The sequence below is a fragment of the Haemophilus sp. HMSC071C11 genome, assembly GCF_001837655.1.
GTDB classification, from domain to species: domain Bacteria; phylum Pseudomonadota; class Gammaproteobacteria; order Enterobacterales; family Pasteurellaceae; genus Haemophilus; species Haemophilus influenzae.
Map to the genome: position 1 here is coordinate 1 of NZ_KV833405.1, position 23,791 is coordinate 23,791.

A 23,791-nucleotide genomic window follows, 5' to 3' on the forward strand; every position below is an offset into this window, starting at 1 on the left:
AATAACAATATTGAAATTGTCAGTTTTGAAGTGGGTGCAGAAATTGAAGGTAAAACAGGAGGCGGAGTTCATTGGCTTGATGTTCGTCAAGTACGAGGATTTCCCCGTAATGGTTCATTTTTGAATTATGTAGAAGTCAAGACATTCGCTGTGACTGTTGATAGAAACGGTACAGCAATACAAATTCAAGATCTTGCTGGTCGTTTTGTAAAACGTATTGATATCCGATGAAGGAGTGATAGATAAATGAAAGTCTATTTTTTAAAAGAAAATTTGAATAGTTATCAAATTTTCCCTATTCCGCAAAACTTAAATGATTTTGTGGAAATGGAAGTAGAAAACGAATCAGAGCTTGAGACTAAACAACTTATTTATTTTAAAAGTCAATACATTCTAGTTGATAGACAACCAACGGAATTACACATATGGAATGGAAATAGCTGGGTTATTGATGAGGAGAAGCAAACTGAAATTAAGCGTGAACTCATTAAAAGACTAGTTGATAGCATTGATGATACAGCAGCTAGTATTAGTGCGAAGTGGACGCGTTTTTCCGAGGAATACAAAGAACGTGAATCTGCAGCTCTGGCATTTAAAGAAGCGAATTTTACTGGCGAAGTAAGCATCTATATATCAAGTTTTGCAACTGTCGCAGGACTTGATAACAAATCAGCGACATTGCTAATTTTAAAACAGGCTGAAGGATTACGAACACTGCAAGAACAACTCGCGGTGCAGCGTATGCGTAAGTATGAGCTCAAGCACGAAGAATTGAGTGAAGAAGAATTACAGCAAATTCATAATGACATTATCAGAAAAATGAAAGCATTAACGGAGGTGCAACAATGACGGAAGGTAAGGTTTATTTAGCGTTGTATAAAGGCAAGAAAACAGGCTGGACACCTAAAGCGATCTTGGCTCGATTATCAGATTGGTTAACTCGTAAGCTTACTAAAGGTTTATATAGCCATTGTGAAATTGTCGTAAATAAAGGTTTTAAGGTCTGCTATTCGTCATCAATACGAGATGGTGGAGTACGTAGTAAGATCATGTACTTAGAACATGAGAAGTGGGATTTAATTGAACTGCAAAACATAACGGAAGAGCGGATTAAGGCTTATTTCGAGCAAACTAAAAACATGAGGTATGACTGGTGGGGTGCGCTAGGAATCGTACTTGGAATCAAACAAAAACGCTCAAAATATTTTTGTAGCGAATGGTGTTTTAATGCGATTTGCGGTGGGGAAAATGGCTGGCGATTTAGTCCGAATCAATTAGGGGCAATGTTTAAACATGATGACTAAAGACAAACCGATCATTAATTTCCACTGGAAATTTTATGCGATTTACCCCATACCACGCAGACCCTAAAATAAAAGGCAATGAGGCAATACCTGACATTGGCCCCAAAAATCTAAGACCGCCAGCCATGATGTGGACAACGTCCGACCCTTGGCCAGATAGAGTTTAAGACAAGCGGTGGGGAATTTCGCTGTTTCTTATATCTAATTTAAACGCCCTTTAATGATGATTTAAAGGGCGTTTTTATTTCTCAAATTTAGCGGGCGGTTACACCTAAAGCGCGATGAAAATTCACCGAACTTTCTAAATACTGTTTATCATTAACTCAATGATCAGCTAGGATTAAATGATTTTAGTTTGACGAGAATTTGACAAGATAGGTGTAAAAAGGTATGGAAGGTTGATAGGACTAATGGATAAATATATAATATCTATATGCGTAAGTGGTTGATTTATAATTTATTATTGATTAATATCTATTATAACTGGTTCGGACTCTTAATCCGTCAGTCGAGAGTTCGAGTCTCTCACAACCCACCATTTTTATTATTCATCTCTAATATTTTAAGTTTCTTTAATTTGCTTAAATTCTTGACTATTTTTAGCGGTTATTGTGGTAGAATACCCTTAAATTTTAGTCGGGCATCATTATGTTGGAAAATATTCGTATTGTTTTAATTGAAACTTCGCACAGTGGTAATATTGGTTCTGCGGCTAGAGCAATGAAAACGATGGGATTGACCCAGCTTTGTCTTGTTTCACCTAAATCTGTTGATGAACAATCTTATGCCCTTTCAGCTGGCGCAGAAAATATTGTAAAAAATGCTAGGGTTGTCGATAGTTTTGATGAAGCCGTCGATGATTGCTCTTTGGTAATTGGAACAAGTGCTCGCTTACGTCATTTACAAAATACATTGATCGAGCCTCGAGAATGCGCGGAGAAAGTTGTAGCGTATAAAGGCAAGATAGCTATTGTGTTTGGTCGTGAGCGTATTGGATTAACCAATGAAGAACTGCTGAAATGTCATTATCACTTGAATATTCCAGCGAATCCTGATTATTCTTCTTTAAATTTAGCAATGGCTGTGCAACTGGTAAGTTATGAATTGCGTATGGCTTTCTTAGTTCAAAATAATAAGAAAAATTCACTTTCTTTAATAGAGAAAAACTATCCAACAACAGATCAGTTAGCTTATTTTTTTGACTACACAGAACGTATATATCAGTCTCTTGGATTTATTCAAAATCAAGGAGTTATGCGTAAATTAAAGCGTTTATACTATCGTGCAAAATTAGAGAAAAACGAATTAAATATTTTAAATGGTATGCTAAGTGCGGTTGAAAAACGAATTGATTTAACAAAAGAGAATAATTGACTAAATTAGTCAGATATGTAAGTATTGCGCAATTAATTTTTAGGGATTCTTTATGAAACTTACATCGAAAGGTCGTTATGCAGTTACAGCCGTTTTAGATATTGCTTTAAATGCAGATGGCGGGCCTGTAAGCCTTGCGGATATTTCTGAACGCCAACATATTTCCTTATCTTATTTAGAGCAACTTTTTGCTAAATTACGTAAAGACGGTTTAGTCAAAAGTGTTCGCGGGCCAGGAGGTGGTTATCAGTTAGGGCTACCAAGTGAACAAATTTCTGTAGGAATGATTATTGCGGCAGTAAATGAAAATATTCACGTAACGAAATGTCTGGGGCGTGAAAATTGTAAAAATGGTGTGGAATGTTTAACTCACGAACTTTGGGAAGATTTAAGTTTACGTATTGAAAGTTTTTTAAATGAGATTACGTTAGCAGAGCTGGTAAATAAGCGTAATGTAAAACGTCAATCTCATCGTGATTTTAGTAATTTATTAGTTAATCAATAAAAAGGATAAGCAGTATATTTTTTAATAAAAAAGTGCGGTTATATTTAGCATAATTTAGGAGTGAAAATGAAATTACCTATTTATTTAGACTACGCAGCGACCTGTCCAGTCGATGAACGTGTTGCGAAAAAAATGATGGCGTTTCTAACCATCGATGGCACATTTGGCAATCCAGCCTCTCGCTCACATAAATTTGGTTGGCAAGCAGAAGAAGCTGTTGATATTGCGCGTAATCAAATCGCTGATCTCATTGGCTCAGATTCTCGTGAAATTGTCTTTACTTCTGGTGCGACAGAATCTGACAACCTCGCAATTAAAGGTGCGGCGCATTTCTATCAAACTAAAGGTAAACACATTATTACCTGTAAAACTGAACATAAAGCAGTGTTAGATACTTGCCGTCAATTAGAAAGAGAAGGTTTTGAAGTCACTTATTTGTCTCCAGAAGCTGATGGTTTAATTGATTTAGAAAAATTCAAAGCTGCGCTTCGTCCAGATACAATTCTAGCTTCAATTATGCACGCTAATAATGAAATTGGTGTGTTACAAGATATTAAAGCTATTGGCGAACTTTGTCGTGCAAATAAAACAATTTTCCATGTGGATGCAACTCAAAGTGTTGGTAAAGTTGAAATTAATTTGGAAGAATTAGCTGTTGATTTAATGTCGATGTCTAGCCATAAACTTTACGGGCCAAAAGGTGTTGGCGCATTGTATGTTCGTCGTAAACCTCGCATACGTTTAGAGGCGATTATTCATGGTGGTGGTCACGAACGTGGCATGCGTTCAGGTACATTACCTGTTCATCAAATCGTAGGAATGGGAGAGGCATATCGAATTGCAAAAGAAGAAATGGCATCAGAAATGCCGCGTTTAAAAGCACTTCGTGATCGTTTATATAATGGCTTAAAAGATATTGAAGAAACTTATGTAAATGGTTCAATGGAACATCGTTTAGATAGCAATTTAAATATTAGTTTTAACTATGTTGAGGGAGAGTCCTTAATGATGGCGTTGCGCGATATTGCTGTCTCTTCTGGTTCTGCTTGTACATCTGCTAGCTTAGAGCCATCTTATGTATTGCGCGCACTTGGCTTAAATGATGAATTGGCACACAGTTCAATTCGTTTCACATTAGGTCGTTATACTACTGAAGAAGAAATTGATTACACAATTAATTTAATGAAGGGTGCGGTAGAAAAACTTCGTGCATTATCGCCATTATGGGATATGTTTAAAGAAGGTATTGATTTAAATACCATTGAGTGGTCAGCTCACTAATATTTAGTTGCCATTATCTGACAATGGCATTTACTAGAATTGAAAAAAGGAAAGTTAAAATGGCTTATAGCGAAAAAGTAATTGATCATTATGAAAATCCACGTAATGTGGGATCATTGGATAAAAAAGATAGCAATGTTGGTACTGGAATGGTCGGTGCGCCAGCTTGTGGTGATGTTATGCAACTACAAATCAAGGTAGATGATAATGGCATTATTGAAGATGCAAAATTCAAAACTTACGGCTGTGGTTCTGCGATTGCATCTAGTTCATTAATTACTGAGTGGGTAAAAGGTAAATCTTTAGAAGAAGCTGGGGCAATTAAAAATAGCCAAATTGCTGAAGAATTAGAATTGCCGCCAGTGAAAGTGCATTGCTCTATTTTAGCAGAAGATGCAATTAAAGCAGCAATTGCTGATTATAAAGCAAAACAAGGCTAATCATGTGAAAAAGTGCGGCCAATTTTGACCGCATTTTTAGCGGTGTTTGGGGGATAGATGGGTATTACATTAACAGAAAAAGCAGCTCAGCGAGTGAAAGCCTTTTTGGATAATCGTGGTAAAGGTATTGGATTACGTTTAGGTGTGAAAACATCAGGTTGTTCAGGCTTAGCTTATGTACTTGAGTTTGTAGATGTTTTAAATTCCGAAGATCAAGTTTTTGAGCAGCACGGTGTTAATATTATTGTCGATCCAAAAAGTCTCGTTTATCTCAATGGCATTGAGCTGGATTATGTAAAAGAAGGCCTAAATGAAGGCTTTAAATATAATAATCCAAATGTAAAAGAATCTTGTGGTTGTGGCGAAAGTTTCCACGTTTAAGGTAATAATCTGATGTTCAATCCTTTTCAAATTTTTGATTTGCCAGTTGATTTTCAGCTGGATGAAAAAGTACTAAATGCACGTTATTTAAAATTACAAAAGGCCCTACATCCAGATAATTTTGTCTCAAGTAGTGCTTTAGAGCAACGTGTTGCGATGCAAAAATCTACCGAAGTGAATGATGCCTTAAAAACGTTAAAAGACCCAATTTTGCGAGCTGAAGCGATCATTGCTCTTAATACTGGTGAGCAGTTAGATCTTGAACAAAAAAGCACGCAAGATGTGGCGTTTTTAATGCAACAATTACAATGGCGCGAACAATTAGAAGATGTTGAAAGCCAGCAAGATGAAAGAGCATTAAATGTTTTTGCGAAAGAAATTAAACAAGAAACTCAATCATTATTGACCGCACTTTTTGAGAGTTTGAAATCTCAACAATGGGCGAGAGCATCTCAATACTGTGATAAATTACGTTTTACCCATAAACTTTCTGAAGAAATTGAACGTGTGGAAGAACGAATTTTTGAATTAGATTAAATCTGGGGGCAAATGTAATTTGCCCCTACGAGATGTGAATAAATAACACTATGCAAACTCTTGAACAGCTCACTAGTCCAGAACATTCTGCTTGGATAACCCTTTCCCAATGGATTGATAACGCTCGCAATCATTGTGAAGTAATTAAAAAAGATCAATCCAGTGCGGAGCGTGAGCTTTTTACTATGCAAATGCCAACATCCTCGCCAATGGGTGCAGTAATCTATGAAACAGGTGGAATTTTAATTCATTATGGTTGGTTACGTATTTTAGGTTCTGGAAGTTTTAAATTACCGCGTGGCTTGATGGATTGGAATTTCAGTAAATCTTTTAGTGAGTCAGGCGAAAAACCAAAATATTTATTAGTTGCAGATGATGTGATTGGTGGTTATTTTGCGTTAAATGGTGGTTCGTTAGGCAATAATATTGGAAAAATTTATTACTATTCATCAAAAGATCTTACTTGGCATAATTTAAATTTTACTTACACAGAATTTTTAGCTTGGGCATTGAATGGCGATGTAGAGGCCTTTTATCAAGGGCTATTTTGGAAAAATTGGCAAGATGATGTAAAACAATTAGATGGTAACCAAGTTTTTGTATTTACGCCTGATTTAAACCAAGACAGAAAAATAGCAATTGATGAACGTCAAAAACAGGAAGTCAATATTGAAACCCATTACCAAGCAAACTTTGCAGAAAAAAATAAATTTGATTTGGCGTATTCCGTCGCATAACTAGTAGAAAAATAGCATATGGCATTATTACAAATTGCAGAACCAGGACAAGCTGCGGCACCGCATCAACATCGTTTAGCCGTTGGGATTGATTTGGGAACAACCAATTCTTTGGTTGCATCCGTGCGTAGTGGGCAATCCGTGATTCTTAATGATGAACAAGAACGCAGTCTTGTGCCGTCAGTTGTTCATTATGGCGTTGAAGAGAAGAAAGTTGGTTTAGAAGCCTTTGAGCAAGCCTCACTTGATCCAAAAAATACGGTGATTTCAGTAAAACGCTTAATTGGTCGCAGCCTTCCTGATGTTCAGTCTCGTTATTCTAGTTTGCCTTATGAATTTGTGGCGAGTGAAAATGGATTACCTTTAATTATTACGGCACAGGGGCCTAAAAGTCCAATTGAAGTGTCTTCAGATATTTTATCGCGCTTAAATCACATTGCAGAACAACGCCTTGGAGGTGAGCTTTCTGGGGTTGTGATTACAGTTCCAGCTTATTTCGATGATGCTCAACGTCAAAGCACTAAAGATGCTGCGCGTTTAGCTGGGCTAAATGTATTACGTTTATTGAATGAACCTACTGCAGCTGCACTTGCTTATGGATTGGATAGTGGGCAAGAAGGCATTATTGCGGTTTATGATTTAGGCGGTGGCACATTTGATATTTCAATTTTACGTTTATCAAAAGGTATCTTTGAAGTTTTAGCAACGGGGGGAGACACTGCATTAGGTGGAGATGATTTTGATCATTTAATTGCAGATTGGGTAATAGAACAAACTAAGCTAAAACCACAAACAGCAAATCAACAGCGTGAGCTAATAACCCTTGCCAACCAAGCTAAAATTACCTTGACTAATGAAAAAAGTGCGGTTATTTCTTGGCAAGATTTTTCAGTAGAGATTTCGCGGGAACAATTCAATGAATTAATTTATCCGCTTGTAAAACGTTCATTGCTAACTTGTCGTCGGGCATTGAAAGATGCCAATGTGGAATCCGAAGAAGTACAAGCCGTAGTAATGGTTGGTGGTTCAACTCGCGTGCCTTATGTAAGAGAACAAGTTGGCGAGTTTTTTGGTAAAACACCATTAACCTCAATCGATCCTGATAAAGTTGTGGCACTTGGTGCTGCAATTCAAGCAGATATTTTAGTCGGGAATAAAACTGATTCTGATATGTTATTACTTGATGTTGTCCCGCTTTCCTTAGGCATTGAGACGATGGGCGGATTAGTGGAAAAAATTATTCCACGTAATACAACAATTCCTGTGGCTCGTGCGCAAGAGTTTACTACTTTTAAAGATGGGCAAACGGCAATGAGTGTTCATGTGCTACAAGGCGAACGAGAGCTAGTCGATGATTGTCGTTCTTTAGGACGCTTTACTCTACGAGGTATTCCGCCAATGGCGGCGGGGGCAGCCCATATTAGAGTGACTTATCAAGTGGATGCAGATGGTTTATTAAGCGTTACAGCGATGGAAAAATCGACAAAAGTACAGGCTTCAATACAAATTAAACCATCTTATGGATTAACTGATGAAGAAGTAACCGCAATGATTAAATCTTCTTTTGATAATGCACAAGAAGATTTACAAGCACGTGAATTGGCAGAGCAGCGTGTGGAAGCAGATCGTGTTATTGAAAGCGTGATTGTTGCACTACAAGCAGATGGGGCTGAATTGCTTAGCACAGATGAATTTCATCATATTGAAACTGTGTTAAAACAATTAATGGATGTAAAACAAGGTTCAGATCGCGATGCAATTGCGCAAGGAATTAAAGCCTTAGACACTGCTACCCAAGAATTTGCTGCTCGCCGAATGAATGCATCAATTAATAAAGCTTTGACAGGTAAAAATCTGTCAGACATTGAAAATCCGTAAAACTGCAGTCAGATATTAAATAATTTTGAGGAAAGTATTATGCCAAAAGTGATTTTTTTACCTAATGAAGATTTTTGTCCTGAAGGTATGGTCGTTGATGCTGCAACAGGAGATAACTTATTAGAAGTTGCTCACAATGCGGGAGTAGAAATTCATCACGCTTGTGATGGTTCTTGTGCTTGTACAACTTGCCACGTGATTGTTCGTGAGGGGTTTGATTCTTTAAATGAAACGAGTGATCAAGAAGAAGATATGCTAGATAAGGCTTGGGGATTAGAAATGGATAGCCGTTTATCTTGTCAATGCGTCGTGGGAAATGAAGATCTTGTGGTAGAAATTCCAAAATATAACCTTAATCACGCAAATGAGGCGGCTCACTAATGAAATGGACAGACGCCCAATTAATTGCAGAAGAACTTTACGATCGTAATCCAGATTTAGATCCAAAAACAGTTCGTTTTACTGATTTACATAAATGGATTTGTGAACTTGAAGATTTTGATGACGATCCGAATAAATCAAATGAATCAATTCTTGAGGCTATTTTATTAAAATGGCTGGATGAATTTGAATAATCAGAAATTTGATTGAAAAAATACCCGCACTTTGATGCGGGTATTATTTTTTAAAGGTTGTTTAATTTCATTTTTGCCATTTGTTGTTCTAATTGGCTACCACTTTGTTGTGCTTGCTCAAAGCTGTTTTTCGCCGCAACTTTATCTCCTTTTGCAACTTGGATATCGCCCGTTAAAATCGCTTTGCGAGCATTAAAACTTTCGCCTTTCACTTGGTTTAAGGTGGTTAAAGCATTGTCTAATTGACCCAATTGAAATTGTACTGCACTGAGACGTAATGCAACAATAGATGTTAATACTTCATCTTGAGATTGGGTTAATGCTTGGTTTAAATTTGCTTCTGCTGCTGAAAAATCTTGTTTTTGAGTGGCTTTTTTCGCTTCATCTAACAAAGCAAATACAGCGTATGCAGTTTTGCTATTCGCTTGCACAAATTGTTCTATATTTGCTTTTTTAGCCTGTTCGTCTTGTTGCACAGAATTAATTAAAGTATCGTATTGTGCAGAAGCTTGAGCGATTTGTTCTGCTTGGTGCGATTGCCAATAACGCCATCCAAACATACCACCCACACCTAAGATAAAAGCGACAATAATTGTTTTGCCATTCTCTTTCCACCAGTCTTTTAACTGGTTAATCTCTTGTTCTTCTTCAATGGAATAAGCCATGTTTTTCCCCTTTTAAATTAAAATTGAGTTTGAAGATAGTCGATTATATTCACTAAATCTAAGGTTTGCTGATCTGTGCCACCTTGTAAGTGTTTAACAACGACTTGTTTATTTTGTACTTCGCTTTCGCCGATAACTAATGCCAATGTTGCACCAGATTTATCTGCACGTTTAAATTGTTTTTTAAAATTACCGCCAGAGCAGTGCAACATGGTATTTAAGTGCGGTAATTCCGAGCGTACTTTTTCCGCTAATTCAAAAGCGACTAATGTTGCGCCTTCGCCTTGATAAACAACATAAATATCCACCGCACTTTTCGCAGGAACATTTGGATTAACTTCTTGTACCAACAAGACTAAACGCTCTAATCCCATCGCAAATCCGATACTTGGCGTTGCGTGTCCGCCAAGTTGTTCCACTAAACCGTCATAACGACCGCCACCACACACGGTACCTTGTGCACCAAGAGCGGAGGTTACCCATTCAAATACAGTTTTGTTGTAATAATCTAAACCACGAACGAGTTTAGGATTAATTTCATATTGAATACCAACAGCATCTAATAATGAACATAATTGTTCAAAATGCGCACGGCTTTCATCATCTAAATAATCAAGTAATTTAGGCGCGTTATCTAATACTTTTTGTAATTCTGGATTTTTTGTATCCAAAATACGAAGCGGATTTCTTACTAAACGCTCTTTTTCTTCATCGCTCATTAAATCTTGATGGTTTTCTAAGAATCCAACTAAAGCTGAACGATAATTTGCTCGAGCTTCTAAAGAACCAATTGAGTTAAGTTGAAGTGTAACATGTTGATCGATACCTAACGCTTTCCATAAACGATAGGTAAGCATGATTAATTCGGCATCGATTTCTGGATTCGCAATACCGAATACCTCAACACCTACTTGATGGAATTGACGGTAACGCCCTTTTTGTGGACGTTCGTGACGGAACATTGGCCCGATATACCATAAGCGTTGTTCATTATTATAGATCCAACCGTGTTCAATGGCTGCTCGCACACAACCTGCTGTGCCTTCAGGGCGTAAGGTTAATTGTTCATCGTTATCCCAAAAGGTGTACATTTCTTTTGAGACAACATCAGTTACTTCGCCGATTGCACGCGCAAACAATGGCGTACTTTCTACAATTGGCATACGCACTTCCGAATAGCCATAACTATTTAATACATTGCGTACTTGTGCTTCAATCCATTGCCATAATGGAGATTCTGTTGGGGCGCAATCGTTCATACCACGAATTGCTTGAATTGTTTTTGCCACGCGCTTTCCTTAAATAATTCTGTTTTTTGGATCTTGTCGTGCGACTTTCGCACGAATTTTTGCTTCTAATTGGTTCACTATATCTTCGTTATCAAAACGCTCTTTTTGGCGTTCGCCGTCAAGATAATAACCGCTTTTTTTGTTACCGCCCGTTACGCCGAGATCGGAGATGAGTGCCTCGCCAGGACCATTCACTACACAACCGATAATAGATACATCCATTGGTGTAATAATATCTTCAAGGCGTTGTTCTAGCGCATTTACTGTACCGATTACATCAAATTCTTGGCGAGAACAGGTTGGGCAAGCAATAAAGTTAATTCCTCTTGAACGAATCCGTAAAGATTTCAAAATATCAAAACCGACTTTGATTTCCTCTATGGGATCTGCCGCCAAAGAGATGCGCAGTGTATCACCAATGCCCTCAGCTAATAACATTCCTAAACCCACCGCAGATTTTACTGCGCCAGCGCGTGCGCCACCTGCTTCTGTAATGCCTAAATGTAAAGGCTGTTTAATTGCTTTAGCCAGTAAACGATAAGATTCAACCGCTAAGAATACATCGGAGGCTTTTACGCTCACTTTAAACTGATCGAAGTTAAGACGATCTAGAATTTCTACATGACGCAATGCGGATTCTAACAAGGCTTCTGGCGTTGGTTCGCCATATTTTTCTTGCAAATCTTTTTCTAAAGAGCCTGCATTTACACCAATACGAATCGGAATATTTTTGTCTTGCGCACAATCAACAACGGCACGGACGCGATCTTCACGACCAATGTTGCCAGGATTGATACGTAAACAATCCACTCCATATTCTGCGACTTTTAACGCAATACGATAGTCAAAATGAATATCTGCTACGAGCGGGACATTCACTTGTTGTTTAATTTGTTTAAATGCTTCCGCAGCATCCATTGTTGGAACAGATACACGAACAATATCTGCACCAACACGTTCTAATGATTTAATTTGAGCAACTGTCGCTTCCACATCAGTGGTGCGAGTATTTGTCATTGATTGCACGGCAATCGGTGCATCCCCACCAATTGGTACATTTCCCACATAAATTTTTGTCGATTCACGACGCTTAATAGTTGGCTGAAAAGCTGACATTATTTTTCCTAAGGTTGTGAAAGCTTGAATTTTGCTACGCGACCATCCACTTTGAGAGGATAATTCTCGCCTTTGTAAGTGATACGCACATTGCTTGGTGCGCCTACAATTAATGAAAATTCATTGCCATTAAAGGTTAATATTTCGCCTTGTTTATATTCTTTTTGTGCTAATACGTGGCGAGCGTTATCTTTTACACTAATCCAACTGCTATTTGCTAGTATTTCAATCACTAAATCGCCTTTTGCTATAGGTAACGTTGGAGAAATACTTGGATTTTCGACCGCACTTTGAATGTCTGAAACTGATTTTTCATCGTTTTTGGGTTGTGAAACGCTATTTTCTTGTGCTATTTCTGGTAACAGATTATTTGTTATTTCTACTGGTTGTGAGACTGGTGCTGCTGTTTCTGGTGCAGATTTATTAGTTTCTTCTGTTGTCACAAGAGCGGTGGTGGGCTGATTGTTTTCGGTAGAGGCAACATAGCTTTGCACTAAATCATCGCGTTCTTGAGTATTTTGTTGATAACTTTGCCACCACCAAAGCCCAGTCATACCAATTACCATCACGAATACTATTGCGGTTAAACGCCCGATCCAACGATTGTGAGAGGAATATTGATTAACGGCACGGGTTGAACGTGCATTTTTCCCTAAATCATTTTTTTCTGTTTCAGCAAAAACAATATTTTCCCACACAGAATCTGGCAAACGTAAGAACTTTGCATAGCTACGCACATAACCTTTTACAAAGATTGCAGGGGTAGATTTTTGAATAAATTCATTATTTTCAAGTTGCTCTAATATAGAAGGGCGTAGCGTGATTTCTTTAGCGACATCTTCAAGAGAAAGATTTAAGGCTTCGCGTGTTTGACGAAAAATCTCACCAGGGGAAAGCACTTGCTCAGTAGTTGGATTCATAAATTTAATCAAATAATTAGGCGGTAAATGGAGGCTAAATTTTAAAGTCCAATACTTGATTTGGCAATGCTTTATTTTAGGCTATTGAATTTTTCCGCACGTTTTCCATCGATTTGACGTAATTTTTCTAATGTTTGCTGATAAATATCCATTTTTTTCGCGGAATAAGCACAAAGCACGATATTTTCAAATGTATCTGCTTGATGATAATAATTCGGCGAATTAAGGGCTAATTCAAATTGTTGCTGAGCTTGTTCAAATTTCTTTTGACTACATAGAAACGTACCAAAATTATTATGCACATCGCCTTGTTTATGATTAAGTTTTACGGCTATTTCATACTCACGAAAGGCATTTTCTATTTGCCCTTGTTGTTGATAATAATGTGCAAGTGCTGAATGTACGAGATAGTAATTTTTATCGTGTTGAAGTGCTTTGTCTAAATTGATTTTAGCCAGTTGAGGATTATTTTGCTGAAGATAGCTCAAAGCGAGTTCCACACGCGCTTTGGCGGCAGCTTGATGATCTAAGTTAGATGCAGATTGTGAAACGCAGGCAGAAAAAATAAAAGGGAAAATAACCGCACTTAGTTGTTTAATTATTGTTTGCATTTTTTCTCCTTTTAACAGGGTAGGAAGAAATATTTAATATGCTTTAATTTGTATGAAAACATAAGATATGTGAACTTGAACCATTCACATACCTAGAATATTAATTAACTTCTGTTACCCCAATATTTTGTCCAAATTGGCGTTTCATTGCCGTACGTTTAGTACGATCGATAACATCTCCCGCTAACTGTCCGCAAGCCGCATCAATATCATCTCCACGCGTTTTACGAATAATCACAGTAAAGCCATATTCCATCAAGGTTTTTTGGAAGCGGTCAATTCGCGTATTCGAGCTTTTTGCATAAGGTGCTTCAGGGAACGGATTCCACGGAATTAAATTAATTTTACAAGGCGTATTTTTTAATACTTCTGCCAGTTGATGAGCATGTTCAACGCCATCATTCACATGATAGAGCATCACATATTCAATCGTTACTTTGCCGTGGTTTGCATTTGATACATTTAAATAACGATTTACTGAGTCAATCAAGGTTTTGATATTATATTTTTTGTTGATTGGAACGATTTCATCACGTAATTCATCGTTTGGGGCATGTAATGAAATAGCCAAAGCCACATCGATCATTTTGCTCAAATTATCTAGTGCTGGTACAACGCCAGAAGTGGATAAAGTCACACGACGTTTTGATAAACCGTAGGCAAAATCATCTAACATAATTTCCATTGCAGGAACAACATTAGCGACATTTAACAAGGGTTCGCCCATTCCCATCATTACTACATTGGTAATGGGTCTAATGCCAGTTACACCAAAGTTACCAATAATTTTAGAGGCTCGCCATACTTGACCGATAATTTCTGAAACCGTTAAATTGCGATTAAATCCTTGTTGTGCTGTTGAACAAAATGTACAAGCTAAGGCACAGCCAACTTGGGAAGATACACAAAGCGTCGCGCGATCTGCTTCGGGAATATACACAGTTTCAACTTGCTGCTCGCCCACTTGCATTGCCCATTTTATCGTGCCATCGGCTGAACGCTGTTCAACGGCAACTTCTGGGGCTTTAATTTCTGCAACCGCTTTAAGTTTTTCACGTAATTTTTTATTAATGTTTGTCATATTGTCGAAGTTATCTTCGCCAAAATGATAAATCCATTTTACTAACTGATCTGCTCGGAATGGTTTTTCGCCGAGTTCTTTAAAAAATTCGCGCATTTGTTGGCGCGTTAAATCCATTAGATTAATTTTTTTAGCGGGTGCATCTGATTGCACAGACAATAATTCTGACATTTTAGCCTCGTTATTACACATTGTGGCGATAGCGTTGTGCAGGTGTTTTATCAAAAACTCACAACGAAAAATTCGCAATTAAAAAATGAACGGCGATTGTACAGATTTGTCATTGCATAATCTAGCGGAATTGAAAAACGATGGAAAATATTACCGCACTTTTTTGCGATCTAGATCGCAAATATTTCCAATTACAGCGTAAAAAGTGCGATAAAATGTGAGCTTATTTTTTAAGGTGTCCAATAATGTTTAAAAAAGCTTTATTTATTTTATCTTTGTGTCCTTCTTTTTCGCTGGCACAGTCTTATGTTGTGTATGATTTTACCTATAATCGAGTATTGGAAAGCTATGCGCCTGATAGTATTCAGCCTATTGCCTCTGTAACAAAATTAATGACGGCTAATGTATTTTTAGAGAATAATAAAAATCCTAATTGTCGAATCGCAATCACAAAAGAGGATACGGATCGAATTAAAGGCACTGGAACAAAATTACCTAAAAATATTCCTATCTCTTGTAACGAATTATTGAAAGCAATGCTTGTCCATTCTGATAACTATGCTGCCCACGCGCTTTCTCGTGCAGCGGGAATAAGTCGTCGCCAATTTATTAATAAAATGAACGAAAAAGCCCATCAACTTGGTATGTATTCTACTCGTTTTCACGATAGTTCAGGGTTATCTAGCTATAATATTTCCAGCCCGATGGATTTGGTTAAACTCGCTAAATATTCATTAAATAAAGCGGACATTAAACGTTTATCCAATCTTAGTGCAACTTATATCCAAGCAGGGAAACACAAACTTTATATTAAAAATACTAATAAGTTAGTGCGTGATGAAATCTTTGATGCGGCAGTGAATAAAACGGGCTACATTCGAGAATCTGGTTATAATCTCGTTTTCATTAATAAACACCTATGCAAAAATGCAACTATTGGCGTAATTAGTTTAAATAACATTTCCTCTGCGTATCGTTCTAGTTTTACTAAAAGCAAATTAGAAAAATTCGGCTGCACAGCATTAAATGGAAGAACAATTCGTGATGTAGCTGGAGAAGCTCAATATGAAGATGGCTATGATGAAGTGGGATTTAATACGCTAATTCAGCAATTATCAAAATAATGTTCATAAACACAAAAAACGCGAGATAAGAGTTGTTTTATCTCGCATTTTTTTGGTTGATTTAAATAGCAATGAGAAGAATAAATCTTACGCTATTTCTCAGCTTGAGCTTGTTGATTCGCCTTATTAGCCGCATCTTCCGCTTCTTTGGAAAGTTGGATTGAAAGTGCAGAAGCAGCTTTGGACTCTTCCGACAATTTTAAAGCTAATTCTGCAGCTACATTGGATTCGTCCATTTTTTGTTTAGACAATTTTTCAGCCTCTTCGCCACCTTGACTTAGTGCGATTTCAGCCTCTTTTTGTTTTTGCATTGCCACTTTTACAGCTTCATTAGCTTGAACTGATTTGTCTTGAGCGACTTTCGCTGTATCAATCGCTTGCTGGGATTTCTCTAAGGCAATTTGTTTATAATTGATCAATACGGGCTTTTGAGCCGGTTGTTCTGCAGTCATTTTCGCTTGGTCAGTTGTTTTAGTTTGTTCTATCATTTTAGGTTTATCATCACAAGCAGCCAAGATTATTGCTGAACTTAATACTAACCAAAATGCTTTTTTCATAAAAGCAATACATTTTGTACGAAATAATTATAAATAAACCTATTATTTTGATAATCATTTCCATTCCAAAACAACATAAAAAGTAGTACTATTATTTCCGATGAATAATTGTTGTGCTGTTGAACGATTATTCAGGCATTCAATCTATCTTTTTTAAATAAGGACATCTTATGCGAAATTCATTCAAAATTATGACCGCACTTGCACTTGGTTTATTTGCAATGCAAGCTAACGCAAAATTTAAAGTCGTAACCACTTTTACCGTGATTCAAGATATTGCGCAAAATGTGGCAGGCAATGCAGCAACAGTGGAATCTATTACCAAACCAGGTGCTGAAATTCACGAGTATGAACCAACGCCAAAAGACATTGTAAAAGCGCAATCTGCCGATTTAATTTTATGGAACGGCTTAAATTTGGAACGTTGGTTTGAGCGTTTCTTCCAAAATGTTAAAGATAAACCTGCTGTGGTAGTAACAGAAGGTATTCAACCATTATCTATTTATGAAGGCCCGTATAAAGATGCGCCTAATCCACACGCTTGGATGTCGCCATCTAATGCTTTAATTTATATTGAAAATATTAAGAATGCGTTAGTGAAATACGATCCACAAAATGCAGCTGTGTATGAAAAAAATGCCGCTGACTATGCTCAAAAAATTAAACAACTTGATGAACCGCTTCGTGCAAAATTAGCACAAATTCCAGAATCGCAACGCTGGCTTGTAACAAGTGAAGGTGCTTTCAGTTATTTGGCGAAAGATTACAACTTAAAAGAAGGTTATTTATGGCCAATCAATGCAGAACAACAAGGCACACCACAACAAGTGCGTAAAGTGATTGATTTAGTTCGTAAAAACAATATTCCAGTTGTGTTTAGTGAAAGTACAATTTCAGCGAAACCTGCACAACAAGTAGCCAAAGAAAGTGGCGCAAAATACGGTGGCGTATTGTACGTTGATTCACTTTCTGCGAAAAACGGCCCTGTGCCAACTTATATTGATTTGCTTAACGTCACTGTATCAACCATTGTTAAAGGATTCGGAAAATAATGGACTCTTTCTCGACATCAATTTGGGTTAATGATGTAACTGTGCGTTACAACAATGGTCATACTGCTATTCACAATATGACGTTCTCACTCAATAGTGGAACTATTTGTGCGTTAGTTGGCGTGAATGGAAGTGGCAAGTCCACATTATTTAAAAGCATAATGGGGCTTGTAAAGCCACAACAAGGCGAAATTAAACTTTGTGATTTGCCAATTTCCCAAGCACTGAAACGTAATTTGGTTGCTTATGTTCCACAATCAGAAGAAGTGGACTGGCAATTTCCAGTGTCAGTGTATGATGTCGTGATGATGGGGCGTTATGGGTATATGAATTTTCTTCGTATCCCCAAAGCGATTGATAAACAAAACGTTCAAGAGGCGATGCAGCGAGTAAATATTGAGCATCTTGCGCATCGTCAAATTGGCGAGTTATCTGGCGGGCAGAAAAAACGCGTGTTTTTAGCCCGCGCTTTAGCACAACAAAGTCCAATTATTTTATTGGATGAACCTTTCACTGGCGTTGATGTAAAAACTGAAAATGCCATTGTTGATCTTCTTCAACAGCTTCGGGAAGAAGGTCATCTGATTCTTGTTTCAACCCATAACTTAGGTTCTGTTCCTGATTTTTGTGATCAAGTGGTAATGATTAATCGCACGGTCATCGCCGTAGGAAAAACAGAAGATACCTTTAACCAACATAATTTGGAAATTGTATTTGGTGGGGTGTTACGTCATATTAAATTATTGGGCGAAAATTTACATAATGATGAAGATAAACGTTCTGTTACCGTCTTAACAGATGATGAAAAAGCCGTTGTATTCTATGGCGAAACTAAGCAAGATCCACCTGCGCTAACAACACAGGATTGCCATTTTGAAGACTGTCCTTGTAAAAGTGCGGTCGAAAATAAGAAGGAATAGGTAATGTTAGATTTATTGCTCGAACCTTTTTCCTATGATTATATGCTCAAGGCGATGATTTTGAGTACCGCAGTGGGTGGCATTTGTGCTTTTTTGTCTTCATATTTAATGCTTAAAGGCTGGTCTCTAATTGGCGATGCGCTTTCTCATTCCGTTGTGCCTGGTGTTGCAATTGCCTATGCTTTTGCCTTGCCTTATGCACTTGGTGCATTTTTTGCAGGTATTTTTGCCGCACTTTCTATTCTTTGGATTAAATCCATTTCTAAACTGAAAGAAGATGCCGTTATCGGGTTTATTTTCAGTACTTTCTTTGCATTAGGTTTGTTAATCGTTTCTTTAAATCCAACCGCAGTAAATGTGCACAATATCATTTTAGGTAATATTTTAGGCATTGCTGATGAAGATATTTACCAAGTCGCAATTATTATCGGCGTTTGTTTAGTGTTGCTTTTATTGTTCTGGAAAGACTTATTACTGATCTTTTTCGATGAAACACAGGCAAGAACAGTAGGGCTTTCGCCATTATTTTATAAAGTTTTATTTTTTACTTTATTAAGTGCTTGTGTGGTAGCTGCATTGCAAACTGTGGGGGCGATTTTAGTGATTGCGATGGTCGTTACCCCAGGTGCGACAGCATATTTACTCACAGATAAATTCAAAACCTTGTCAATCATCGCTATTATTTTAGGGGCGGTGACAAGTTTTGTTGGTGTTTATATTAGCTATTATTTAGATGGTGCCACAGGCGGTGTGATTGTGACATTGCAAACATTATTGTTTTTAGTCGCTTTCTTATTTTCACCAAAATATGGCTTATTAACTCGTAATAAAAAGGCGGTAGAAAATGTTTGATTGGCTTTTAGAACCGCTACAATTTGAGTTTATGCAAAATGCCTTATTGACCGCATTGATTGTTTCGATTATCTGTGCGTTACTTTCTTGCTATTTAGTCTTGAAAGGTTGGTCATTAATGGGTGATGCAATTTCTCACGCTGTATTACCTGGTATTGTACTTGCTTATTTGGCAGGAATTCCTTTAGCCATTGGTGCATTTTTCTCAGGTATTTTTTGTTCGCTTGGTGTGGGATATTTGAAAGAAAATAGCCGTATAAAAGAAGATACAGCAATGGGTATTGTATTTTCTGGAATGTTTGCTATTGGTTTGGTTATGTTTACCAAAATTCAAACAGAACAGCATTTAACCCATATTTTGTTTGGTAATGTGTTGGGTGTAAGTCATCAAGAGCTGATTCAAAGTGCGGTCATTTCTGCGATAATTTTTTGTCTGATTGTCTTTAAACGTAAAGACTTTCTGCTTTATTGTTTTGATCCAAGTCACGCCCGTGTTGCAGGACTTTCTCCTAAAATTTTACATTATGGTTTATTAATTCTACTTGCTTTAACCATTGTAAGCACGATGCAAGTGGTAGGTGTTATTTTGGTGGTGGCAATGTTAATTGCACCAGGAATTACCGCACTTACGCTTACCAAATCTTTTGATAAAATGTTATGGGTTGCTATTGCAAGTTCCATTGCATCAAGCCTAATTGGCGTAATATTGAGCTATCATTTTGATGCCTCAACAGGTGCTTGTATTATTCTTCTGCAAGCCGCATTTTTTGTTATAGCATTAGCTTATAGCAAGATTAGAATAAGATAATTTTTCTACCCCTCTTTTCTCAAAGAGAAGGTAGAAAATCGCAATAAATTTATCCGTTGGGAGATAAATAAAGTCATTCGTCTAATCGCCAATCTAAGCCTAAGCCAAATCCAACCCCATTTGCCAAAACGCAATTTCCATTCTAGTTGCAGTGGTGAAAATCTGTTGAATCTCAGCAAGCTGGCTTGGGTTTAGTGGGTTGCAAAGTGCGGTAAGAAAATCAACGGTTTCTTGGGCGGCTTGTTGAAATTCCTCACTCGCATAGGTATCAATCCACGTTTGATAAGGATTGTTCGGTAAGCGAGGATAATGCTGAGTAATGTAACGAGCAACTTGAGCGTAACCCAAAGCACAAGGGGTTACAGCTGCATAAAGCTCAGCCAAACTGCCCGTCATGCCACAATCAAGCAAATAGCGAGTATAAGCAATGCAAGCGGCACTTTCTTGAGTAGCAAAAATCTCTTGCTCACTAATTCCCCACTCACGGCAATAATTTAAATGTAGTTGAATTTCTTGGCAAAGAATCTCTAAGGTTTTACGAGGTGTTTCCATTTCAGCGAAATTTTTTGCCTTGAATACACCTAAGGCAAAGGCTCGGCTGTAATGAAAAAGATAGAGATAATCCTGCTTTAAATAATGCTGAAAACAAGCTTTGGGTAGCGTACCTTTTGCGAGCTGTTGCACAAATTCGTGTTCAATATATTGTTGCCAATAAGGCTGAGCTTGTTGAATGAGTTGTTCAATCATCTTTTTTCCTTATTCAATTTCTACCGCATATTCTTTCAACGCTAAGGCTTTTGGAATTAAGCCTTTTTGTTGCATAAATTCTGCCATTTGTTGATAACGTTTAGCGTCTAATTGGCGAGGTTTATTGGCTAACAAGGGGAGCGTGTCTTTCCACGCCAGTTGGTTTAATGGCGTGTTAAGTTCGTTTGGTTTATAGCTGACAAAGGCTTGCCACGCTTCATTGGGGTGAGCTTGTAGATAGCTTGTGGCTTGTTCAAGTGCGGTCAAAAATGCAGATGTTTTTTTATCTGTTACGCCGTTTTTATTAGCAACTAAAATCAACTCATCATAAGCTGGCACACCATATTGTTCAGGGAAGAATGCGATACCTTCTTGCTTTTCTAAAGCAAGCTGATTGAGTTCAAAATTACGAAATGCACCAATCACAGCATCCACTTGTCCAGTTAAAAGGGAGGGCGAAAGCGACCAATTTACATTCACTAATTCCACATCTTTATTGCTTAAACCAATAGAATGAAGCATTGTATCAAGTAATCCATCTTCAAAACCGCTGACAGAATACCCCACTTTTTTACCTTTTAAATCAGCAAGGCTTTTCAAATTGCTCTTTTTTAATACCACTACGCTATTTAATGGATTTGAAATCAGTGAACCCACTCGCACTAAAGGCAAGCCTTCTGCCACTTGTTGATAAAGCTGAGGCTGATAACTCACGGCTAAATCAACTTTTTCTGCCGCAGCTAATTTCGGCGGTAATGCAGGATCAGCAGGTTCGATAATTTCAACCTCCAAGTTATTTTTTTCAAAAAAGCCTTTTTGTTGAGCCACAATGATGGCTGCATGATCGGGGTTTACATACCAATCTAGCATTACGCTGATTTTCTCTTTTGCAAAGCTAGGAAGCGTGAGCATTAGCCCCATTACAAAGCTGAAATAACGGATGATTATCTTCATCTTTTTCTCCTTTAATGAAAAGTTAAACAGACCAAATAAAACGGTGTAATAGCCAATCAATGCTGAAATATAAACAGAGTGAAATTGACACTAAAATCAGTAAGGCGGCAAACATTAAATCGACTTGCATTCGGGCATTGGCGTGAATCATCAAATACCCCAACCCTTCAGATGAACCTACCCATTCGCCCACCACCGCACCAATCGGGGCGACCGAAACGGCAATTCGCAAGCCTGAAGCAAAAGCAGGCAAAGCCGCAGGTAATCGCACTTTAAGCAATAAACGCAAGGGGGAAATGTTAAAGGTTTTCGCCAAATCGAGCCACGCTTGTGGGGTGTTGCGTAGTCCATCATAACAAGCTGCCGTGACGGGGAAGTAGATAATCAGCACCGACATCACAATTTTGGATGCCATTCCATAGCCAAACCACAACACCAACAACGGCGCAATGGCAAACACGGGAATCGCTTGCGAAATGACCAAAATCGGCAATAACACAGCGGAAATTTGACGAGAAAATGAGAGCAACAACGCCGAAATCAACCCAAATAGAAAGCCTAACAACAGCCCTAAGCAGATTTCTAACAACGTGACTTGCGTATGCTGCCAAAGCAGTTCAGCGTGTGTGAATAACTGCTGCCCGACAGCTTGTGGTGAGGGAAAAATGTAGTGTGGAAAGCTGCCCAAGGTTGCGACCATTTGCCAGAGCATCAACAACACGCCAACAATTAAAAGCGGTTTAAGTAGGCGAATTTTCATTATTCGCCCCCTAATTCTCGCAATAATTGTTGCTGCAACGCCCATAAATTGGCTTGATGCAACTCACGCGGGGCGTTACCTTCGGGCAAAATTACCGCCGATAATGCTGTTTGATGAGATTCAGGCGAACGCAACACAAAAATACGCTGACTTAGCCGTAATGCCTCTTGCGGATCGTGGGTCACGAGCAGCACTGATTTATCTTCGAGCAGTTCAAAGGCTAAATCTTGAAGTTGATGGCGACTGATGGCATCAAGAGCGGAAAAAGGCTCATCAAGCAAAATCAAATCCGCCTCTTGCATTAAGGTGCGTGCCAAGGCAACCCGCTGTTTTTGCCCGCCCGAAAGCTGCGAACAAGGCTTGTGCCAATGTGCTGCCATTCCCACTTTTTCAAGCAACATTTTAGCTTTTTCAGTGGTTTTTACAGATTTTCGTCCAAATAAGACCGCTTGCAACTGCACGTTATCGACAATTGACAACCACGGATAAAGTGTCTCTTTTTGAGGCAACCACGCAATACGAATTTTCGGTTCAAATAGGATTTTCCCCTGCACCACACCTTGCGTTTCAATGCCCGCCAGTAGTCGCAAAAGTGTCGATTTCCCCACGCCTGAACTGCCCAATAAGCTCACCCATTCGTTCGGCAACAGGGTTAAATTAAGATGCTCAAATAACGTTTGTTCATTAAAGGCAAGACTCAAATCTTGAATACGCACCATCGCTCGCCTCAATGATTAAAGGGAATGCGTAATAAAAAAGAAAGGATAAGAAATGGAATGAAAAGAAAATGGATTTTTTGGCATATTAGTTTCCTACGTCAGTACTAACTGTTTCAGGTTCACGGGTATCATCTCAGCCTTTCGGCACCCCGACTAAAAATTGTTGGTAAGTTTACGCTTGTTTGGTAGAAAAAACAAGCGATTAGGTTTCTATCCGAATGGAACAAGAAAAGCATTTTTAAATTTTTCTTGCTAAGATACAACGGAGATAGTACAACTGATATTAGATAATAATTTTAGGAAGGTATAATCAACGTTTAGTAAAAAGTTCTATAAATCTATATAATGTTTATTATTTTTTAGGGATAACTTCTATTTTATTCAATGAACGGTACAATATGTCAATCAATCAATCAATCAATCAATCAATCAA

At 37.9% G+C, this 23,791-nt stretch carries 28 protein-coding genes, 1 pseudogene and 1 riboswitch; of the genes and pseudogenes, 18 read left to right on the forward strand and 11 right to left on the reverse strand.

From position 1 onward, the window contains the following. The 13 genes and pseudogenes from HMPREF2644_RS03040 to iscX all read left to right on the forward strand — a co-directional run. A pseudogene (locus HMPREF2644_RS03040) lies at positions 1 to 231 on the forward strand (phage tail protein); the annotation flags it as partial. A gap of 15 nt (positions 232 to 246) precedes the next feature. Continuing rightward, positions 247 to 849 carry a hypothetical protein gene (locus HMPREF2644_RS03045; RefSeq protein WP_070828219.1) on the forward strand — a complete coding sequence of 201 codons (603 nt, stop codon included), beginning with the start codon at positions 247 to 249 and terminating at the stop codon, positions 847 to 849. Then, positions 846 to 1,304: a hypothetical protein gene (locus tag HMPREF2644_RS03050; RefSeq protein WP_013525579.1), complete on the forward strand. Its 459-nt coding sequence runs from the start codon at positions 846 to 848 to the stop codon at positions 1,302 to 1,304. Before HMPREF2644_RS03045 ends, HMPREF2644_RS03050 begins: the two co-directional genes overlap by 4 nt. A 648-nt stretch (positions 1,305 to 1,952) precedes the next feature. Further along, positions 1,953 to 2,678, forward strand: a complete 726-nt coding sequence (gene trmJ / locus HMPREF2644_RS03055) for a tRNA (cytosine(32)/uridine(32)-2'-O)-methyltransferase TrmJ (protein ID WP_005654873.1) — start codon at positions 1,953 to 1,955, stop codon at positions 2,676 to 2,678. 52 nt (positions 2,679 to 2,730) lie between these two features. After that, positions 2,731 to 3,183, forward strand: a complete 453-nt coding sequence (iscR, locus tag HMPREF2644_RS03060; protein WP_005654871.1) for a Fe-S cluster assembly transcriptional regulator IscR — start codon at positions 2,731 to 2,733, stop codon at positions 3,181 to 3,183. A 66-nt stretch (positions 3,184 to 3,249) separates the two neighbouring features. After that, complete coding sequence (locus tag HMPREF2644_RS03065) at positions 3,250 to 4,464, forward strand: IscS subfamily cysteine desulfurase (RefSeq protein WP_005649169.1); 1,215 nt, start codon at positions 3,250 to 3,252, stop codon at positions 4,462 to 4,464. Between the two features lie 59 nt (positions 4,465 to 4,523). Beyond that, complete coding sequence (gene iscU, locus HMPREF2644_RS03070; protein ID WP_005654861.1) at positions 4,524 to 4,904, forward strand: Fe-S cluster assembly scaffold IscU; 381 nt, start codon at positions 4,524 to 4,526, stop codon at positions 4,902 to 4,904. Positions 4,905 to 4,961: 57 nt separating this feature from the next. Next, positions 4,962 to 5,285 carry an iron-sulfur cluster assembly protein IscA gene (gene iscA, locus HMPREF2644_RS03075; RefSeq protein WP_005649164.1) on the forward strand — a complete coding sequence of 108 codons (324 nt, stop codon included), beginning with the start codon at positions 4,962 to 4,964 and terminating at the stop codon, positions 5,283 to 5,285. Between the two features lie 12 nt (positions 5,286 to 5,297). Next, positions 5,298 to 5,822, forward strand: a complete 525-nt coding sequence (hscB, locus tag HMPREF2644_RS03080) for a Fe-S protein assembly co-chaperone HscB (protein ID WP_011272012.1) — start codon at positions 5,298 to 5,300, stop codon at positions 5,820 to 5,822. 50 nt (positions 5,823 to 5,872) lie between these two features. Further along, the gene (locus tag HMPREF2644_RS03085; RefSeq protein WP_005669116.1) at positions 5,873 to 6,559 is read left to right on the forward strand and encodes a DUF2625 domain-containing protein; all 687 of its coding nucleotides are present in this window, start codon (positions 5,873 to 5,875) and stop codon (positions 6,557 to 6,559) included. Between the two features lie 18 nt (positions 6,560 to 6,577). Next, positions 6,578 to 8,437 carry a Fe-S protein assembly chaperone HscA gene (hscA, locus tag HMPREF2644_RS03090; protein ID WP_011272011.1) on the forward strand — a complete coding sequence of 620 codons (1,860 nt, stop codon included), beginning with the start codon at positions 6,578 to 6,580 and terminating at the stop codon, positions 8,435 to 8,437. 39 nt (positions 8,438 to 8,476) lie between these two features. Next, entirely contained in the window at positions 8,477 to 8,818 is a 342-nt protein-coding gene (gene fdx, locus HMPREF2644_RS03095; protein WP_005656373.1) for an ISC system 2Fe-2S type ferredoxin, read from the forward strand. Next, a complete protein-coding gene (gene iscX / locus HMPREF2644_RS03100) occupies positions 8,818 to 9,012 on the forward strand; it encodes a Fe-S cluster assembly protein IscX (protein ID WP_005659903.1) in 195 nt (64 codons plus the stop codon). Before fdx ends, iscX begins: the two co-directional genes overlap by 1 nt. Before the next feature lie 50 nt (positions 9,013 to 9,062). Here the strand turns inward: iscX and HMPREF2644_RS03105 are convergent, their stop codons facing one another. The 6 genes from HMPREF2644_RS03105 to HMPREF2644_RS03130 all read right to left on the reverse strand — a co-directional run bounded on the left by HMPREF2644_RS03105 (position 9,063) and on the right by HMPREF2644_RS03130 (position 14,865). Then, positions 9,063 to 9,677, reverse strand: a complete 615-nt coding sequence (locus HMPREF2644_RS03105; protein WP_011272010.1) for a YfgM family protein — start codon at positions 9,675 to 9,677, stop codon at positions 9,063 to 9,065. 17 nt (positions 9,678 to 9,694) lie between these two features. After that, positions 9,695 to 10,966 (reverse strand): histidine--tRNA ligase, encoded by a 1,272-nt coding sequence (hisS, locus tag HMPREF2644_RS03110; protein WP_038440737.1) that lies wholly within the window; start codon positions 10,964 to 10,966, stop codon positions 9,695 to 9,697. Between the two features lie 9 nt (positions 10,967 to 10,975). Continuing rightward, positions 10,976 to 12,082, reverse strand: coding sequence for a flavodoxin-dependent (E)-4-hydroxy-3-methylbut-2-enyl-diphosphate synthase (ispG, locus tag HMPREF2644_RS03115; RefSeq protein ID WP_011272008.1), 1,107 nt, complete (start codon positions 12,080 to 12,082; stop codon positions 10,976 to 10,978). 8 nt (positions 12,083 to 12,090) lie between these two features. Beyond that, on the reverse strand, positions 12,091 to 13,002 hold the full coding sequence (locus HMPREF2644_RS03120) for a RodZ domain-containing protein (RefSeq protein ID WP_042611894.1): 912 nt from the start codon (positions 13,000 to 13,002) through the stop codon (positions 12,091 to 12,093). Between the two features lie 71 nt (positions 13,003 to 13,073). Next, positions 13,074 to 13,613 (reverse strand): type IV pilus biogenesis/stability protein PilW, encoded by a 540-nt coding sequence (gene pilW / locus HMPREF2644_RS03125; RefSeq protein ID WP_070828220.1) that lies wholly within the window; start codon positions 13,611 to 13,613, stop codon positions 13,074 to 13,076. 100 nt (positions 13,614 to 13,713) lie between these two features. Further along, on the reverse strand, positions 13,714 to 14,865 hold the full coding sequence (locus tag HMPREF2644_RS03130; RefSeq protein ID WP_070828221.1) for a dual-specificity RNA methyltransferase RlmN: 1,152 nt from the start codon (positions 14,863 to 14,865) through the stop codon (positions 13,714 to 13,716). Positions 14,866 to 15,110: 245 nt separating this feature from the next. On the opposite strand from HMPREF2644_RS03130, the gene HMPREF2644_RS03135 reads away from it, so the two are divergent. Then, positions 15,111 to 15,989 (forward strand): D-alanyl-D-alanine carboxypeptidase family protein, encoded by an 879-nt coding sequence (locus tag HMPREF2644_RS03135; RefSeq protein WP_070828222.1) that lies wholly within the window; start codon positions 15,111 to 15,113, stop codon positions 15,987 to 15,989. A 92-nt stretch (positions 15,990 to 16,081) separates the two neighbouring features. Here the strand turns inward: HMPREF2644_RS03135 and HMPREF2644_RS03140 are convergent, their stop codons facing one another. After that, complete coding sequence (locus HMPREF2644_RS03140; RefSeq protein WP_070828223.1) at positions 16,082 to 16,546, reverse strand: hypothetical protein; 465 nt, start codon at positions 16,544 to 16,546, stop codon at positions 16,082 to 16,084. Positions 16,547 to 16,716: 170 nt separating this feature from the next. On the opposite strand from HMPREF2644_RS03140, the gene HMPREF2644_RS03145 reads away from it, so the two are divergent. From HMPREF2644_RS03145 to HMPREF2644_RS03160, 4 genes are read left to right on the forward strand one after another with little or no spacing between them, the layout of a single operon-like run. Beyond that, positions 16,717 to 17,598: a metal ABC transporter substrate-binding protein gene (locus HMPREF2644_RS03145; RefSeq protein ID WP_050838496.1), complete on the forward strand. Its 882-nt coding sequence runs from the start codon at positions 16,717 to 16,719 to the stop codon at positions 17,596 to 17,598. Beyond that, positions 17,598 to 18,518, forward strand: a complete 921-nt coding sequence (locus tag HMPREF2644_RS03150) for an ATP-binding cassette domain-containing protein (protein WP_048954967.1) — start codon at positions 17,598 to 17,600, stop codon at positions 18,516 to 18,518. The genes HMPREF2644_RS03145 and HMPREF2644_RS03150 overlap by 1 nt, the downstream gene beginning before the upstream one ends. A gap of 3 nt (positions 18,519 to 18,521) precedes the next feature. Further along, positions 18,522 to 19,370, forward strand: a complete 849-nt coding sequence (locus HMPREF2644_RS03155) for a metal ABC transporter permease (protein WP_070828224.1) — start codon at positions 18,522 to 18,524, stop codon at positions 19,368 to 19,370. Then, entirely contained in the window at positions 19,363 to 20,178 is an 816-nt protein-coding gene (locus HMPREF2644_RS03160) for a metal ABC transporter permease (RefSeq protein ID WP_005688938.1), read from the forward strand. Before HMPREF2644_RS03155 ends, HMPREF2644_RS03160 begins: the two co-directional genes overlap by 8 nt. A gap of 99 nt (positions 20,179 to 20,277) precedes the next feature. On the opposite strand, the gene tenA is transcribed toward HMPREF2644_RS03160, so the two are convergent. The 4 genes from tenA to HMPREF2644_RS03180 are packed head-to-tail and all read right to left on the reverse strand — an operon-like array spanning position 20,278 to position 23,358. Then, positions 20,278 to 20,925: a thiaminase II gene (tenA, locus tag HMPREF2644_RS03165; protein ID WP_005654829.1), complete on the reverse strand. Its 648-nt coding sequence runs from the start codon at positions 20,923 to 20,925 to the stop codon at positions 20,278 to 20,280. 9 nt (positions 20,926 to 20,934) lie between these two features. Beyond that, a complete protein-coding gene (locus HMPREF2644_RS03170; protein WP_070828225.1) occupies positions 20,935 to 21,879 on the reverse strand; it encodes an ABC transporter substrate-binding protein in 945 nt (314 codons plus the stop codon). Between the two features lie 22 nt (positions 21,880 to 21,901). Further along, complete coding sequence (locus HMPREF2644_RS03175) at positions 21,902 to 22,639, reverse strand: ABC transporter permease (RefSeq protein WP_048954962.1); 738 nt, start codon at positions 22,637 to 22,639, stop codon at positions 21,902 to 21,904. Further along, the gene (locus tag HMPREF2644_RS03180) at positions 22,639 to 23,358 is read right to left on the reverse strand and encodes an ABC transporter ATP-binding protein (RefSeq protein ID WP_005662667.1); all 720 of its coding nucleotides are present in this window, start codon (positions 23,356 to 23,358) and stop codon (positions 22,639 to 22,641) included. The genes HMPREF2644_RS03175 and HMPREF2644_RS03180 overlap by 1 nt, the downstream gene beginning before the upstream one ends. 73 nt (positions 23,359 to 23,431) lie before the next feature. Beyond that, positions 23,432 to 23,520: riboswitch (TPP riboswitch) on the reverse strand. Positions 23,521 to 23,791: the final 271 nt, after the last annotated feature.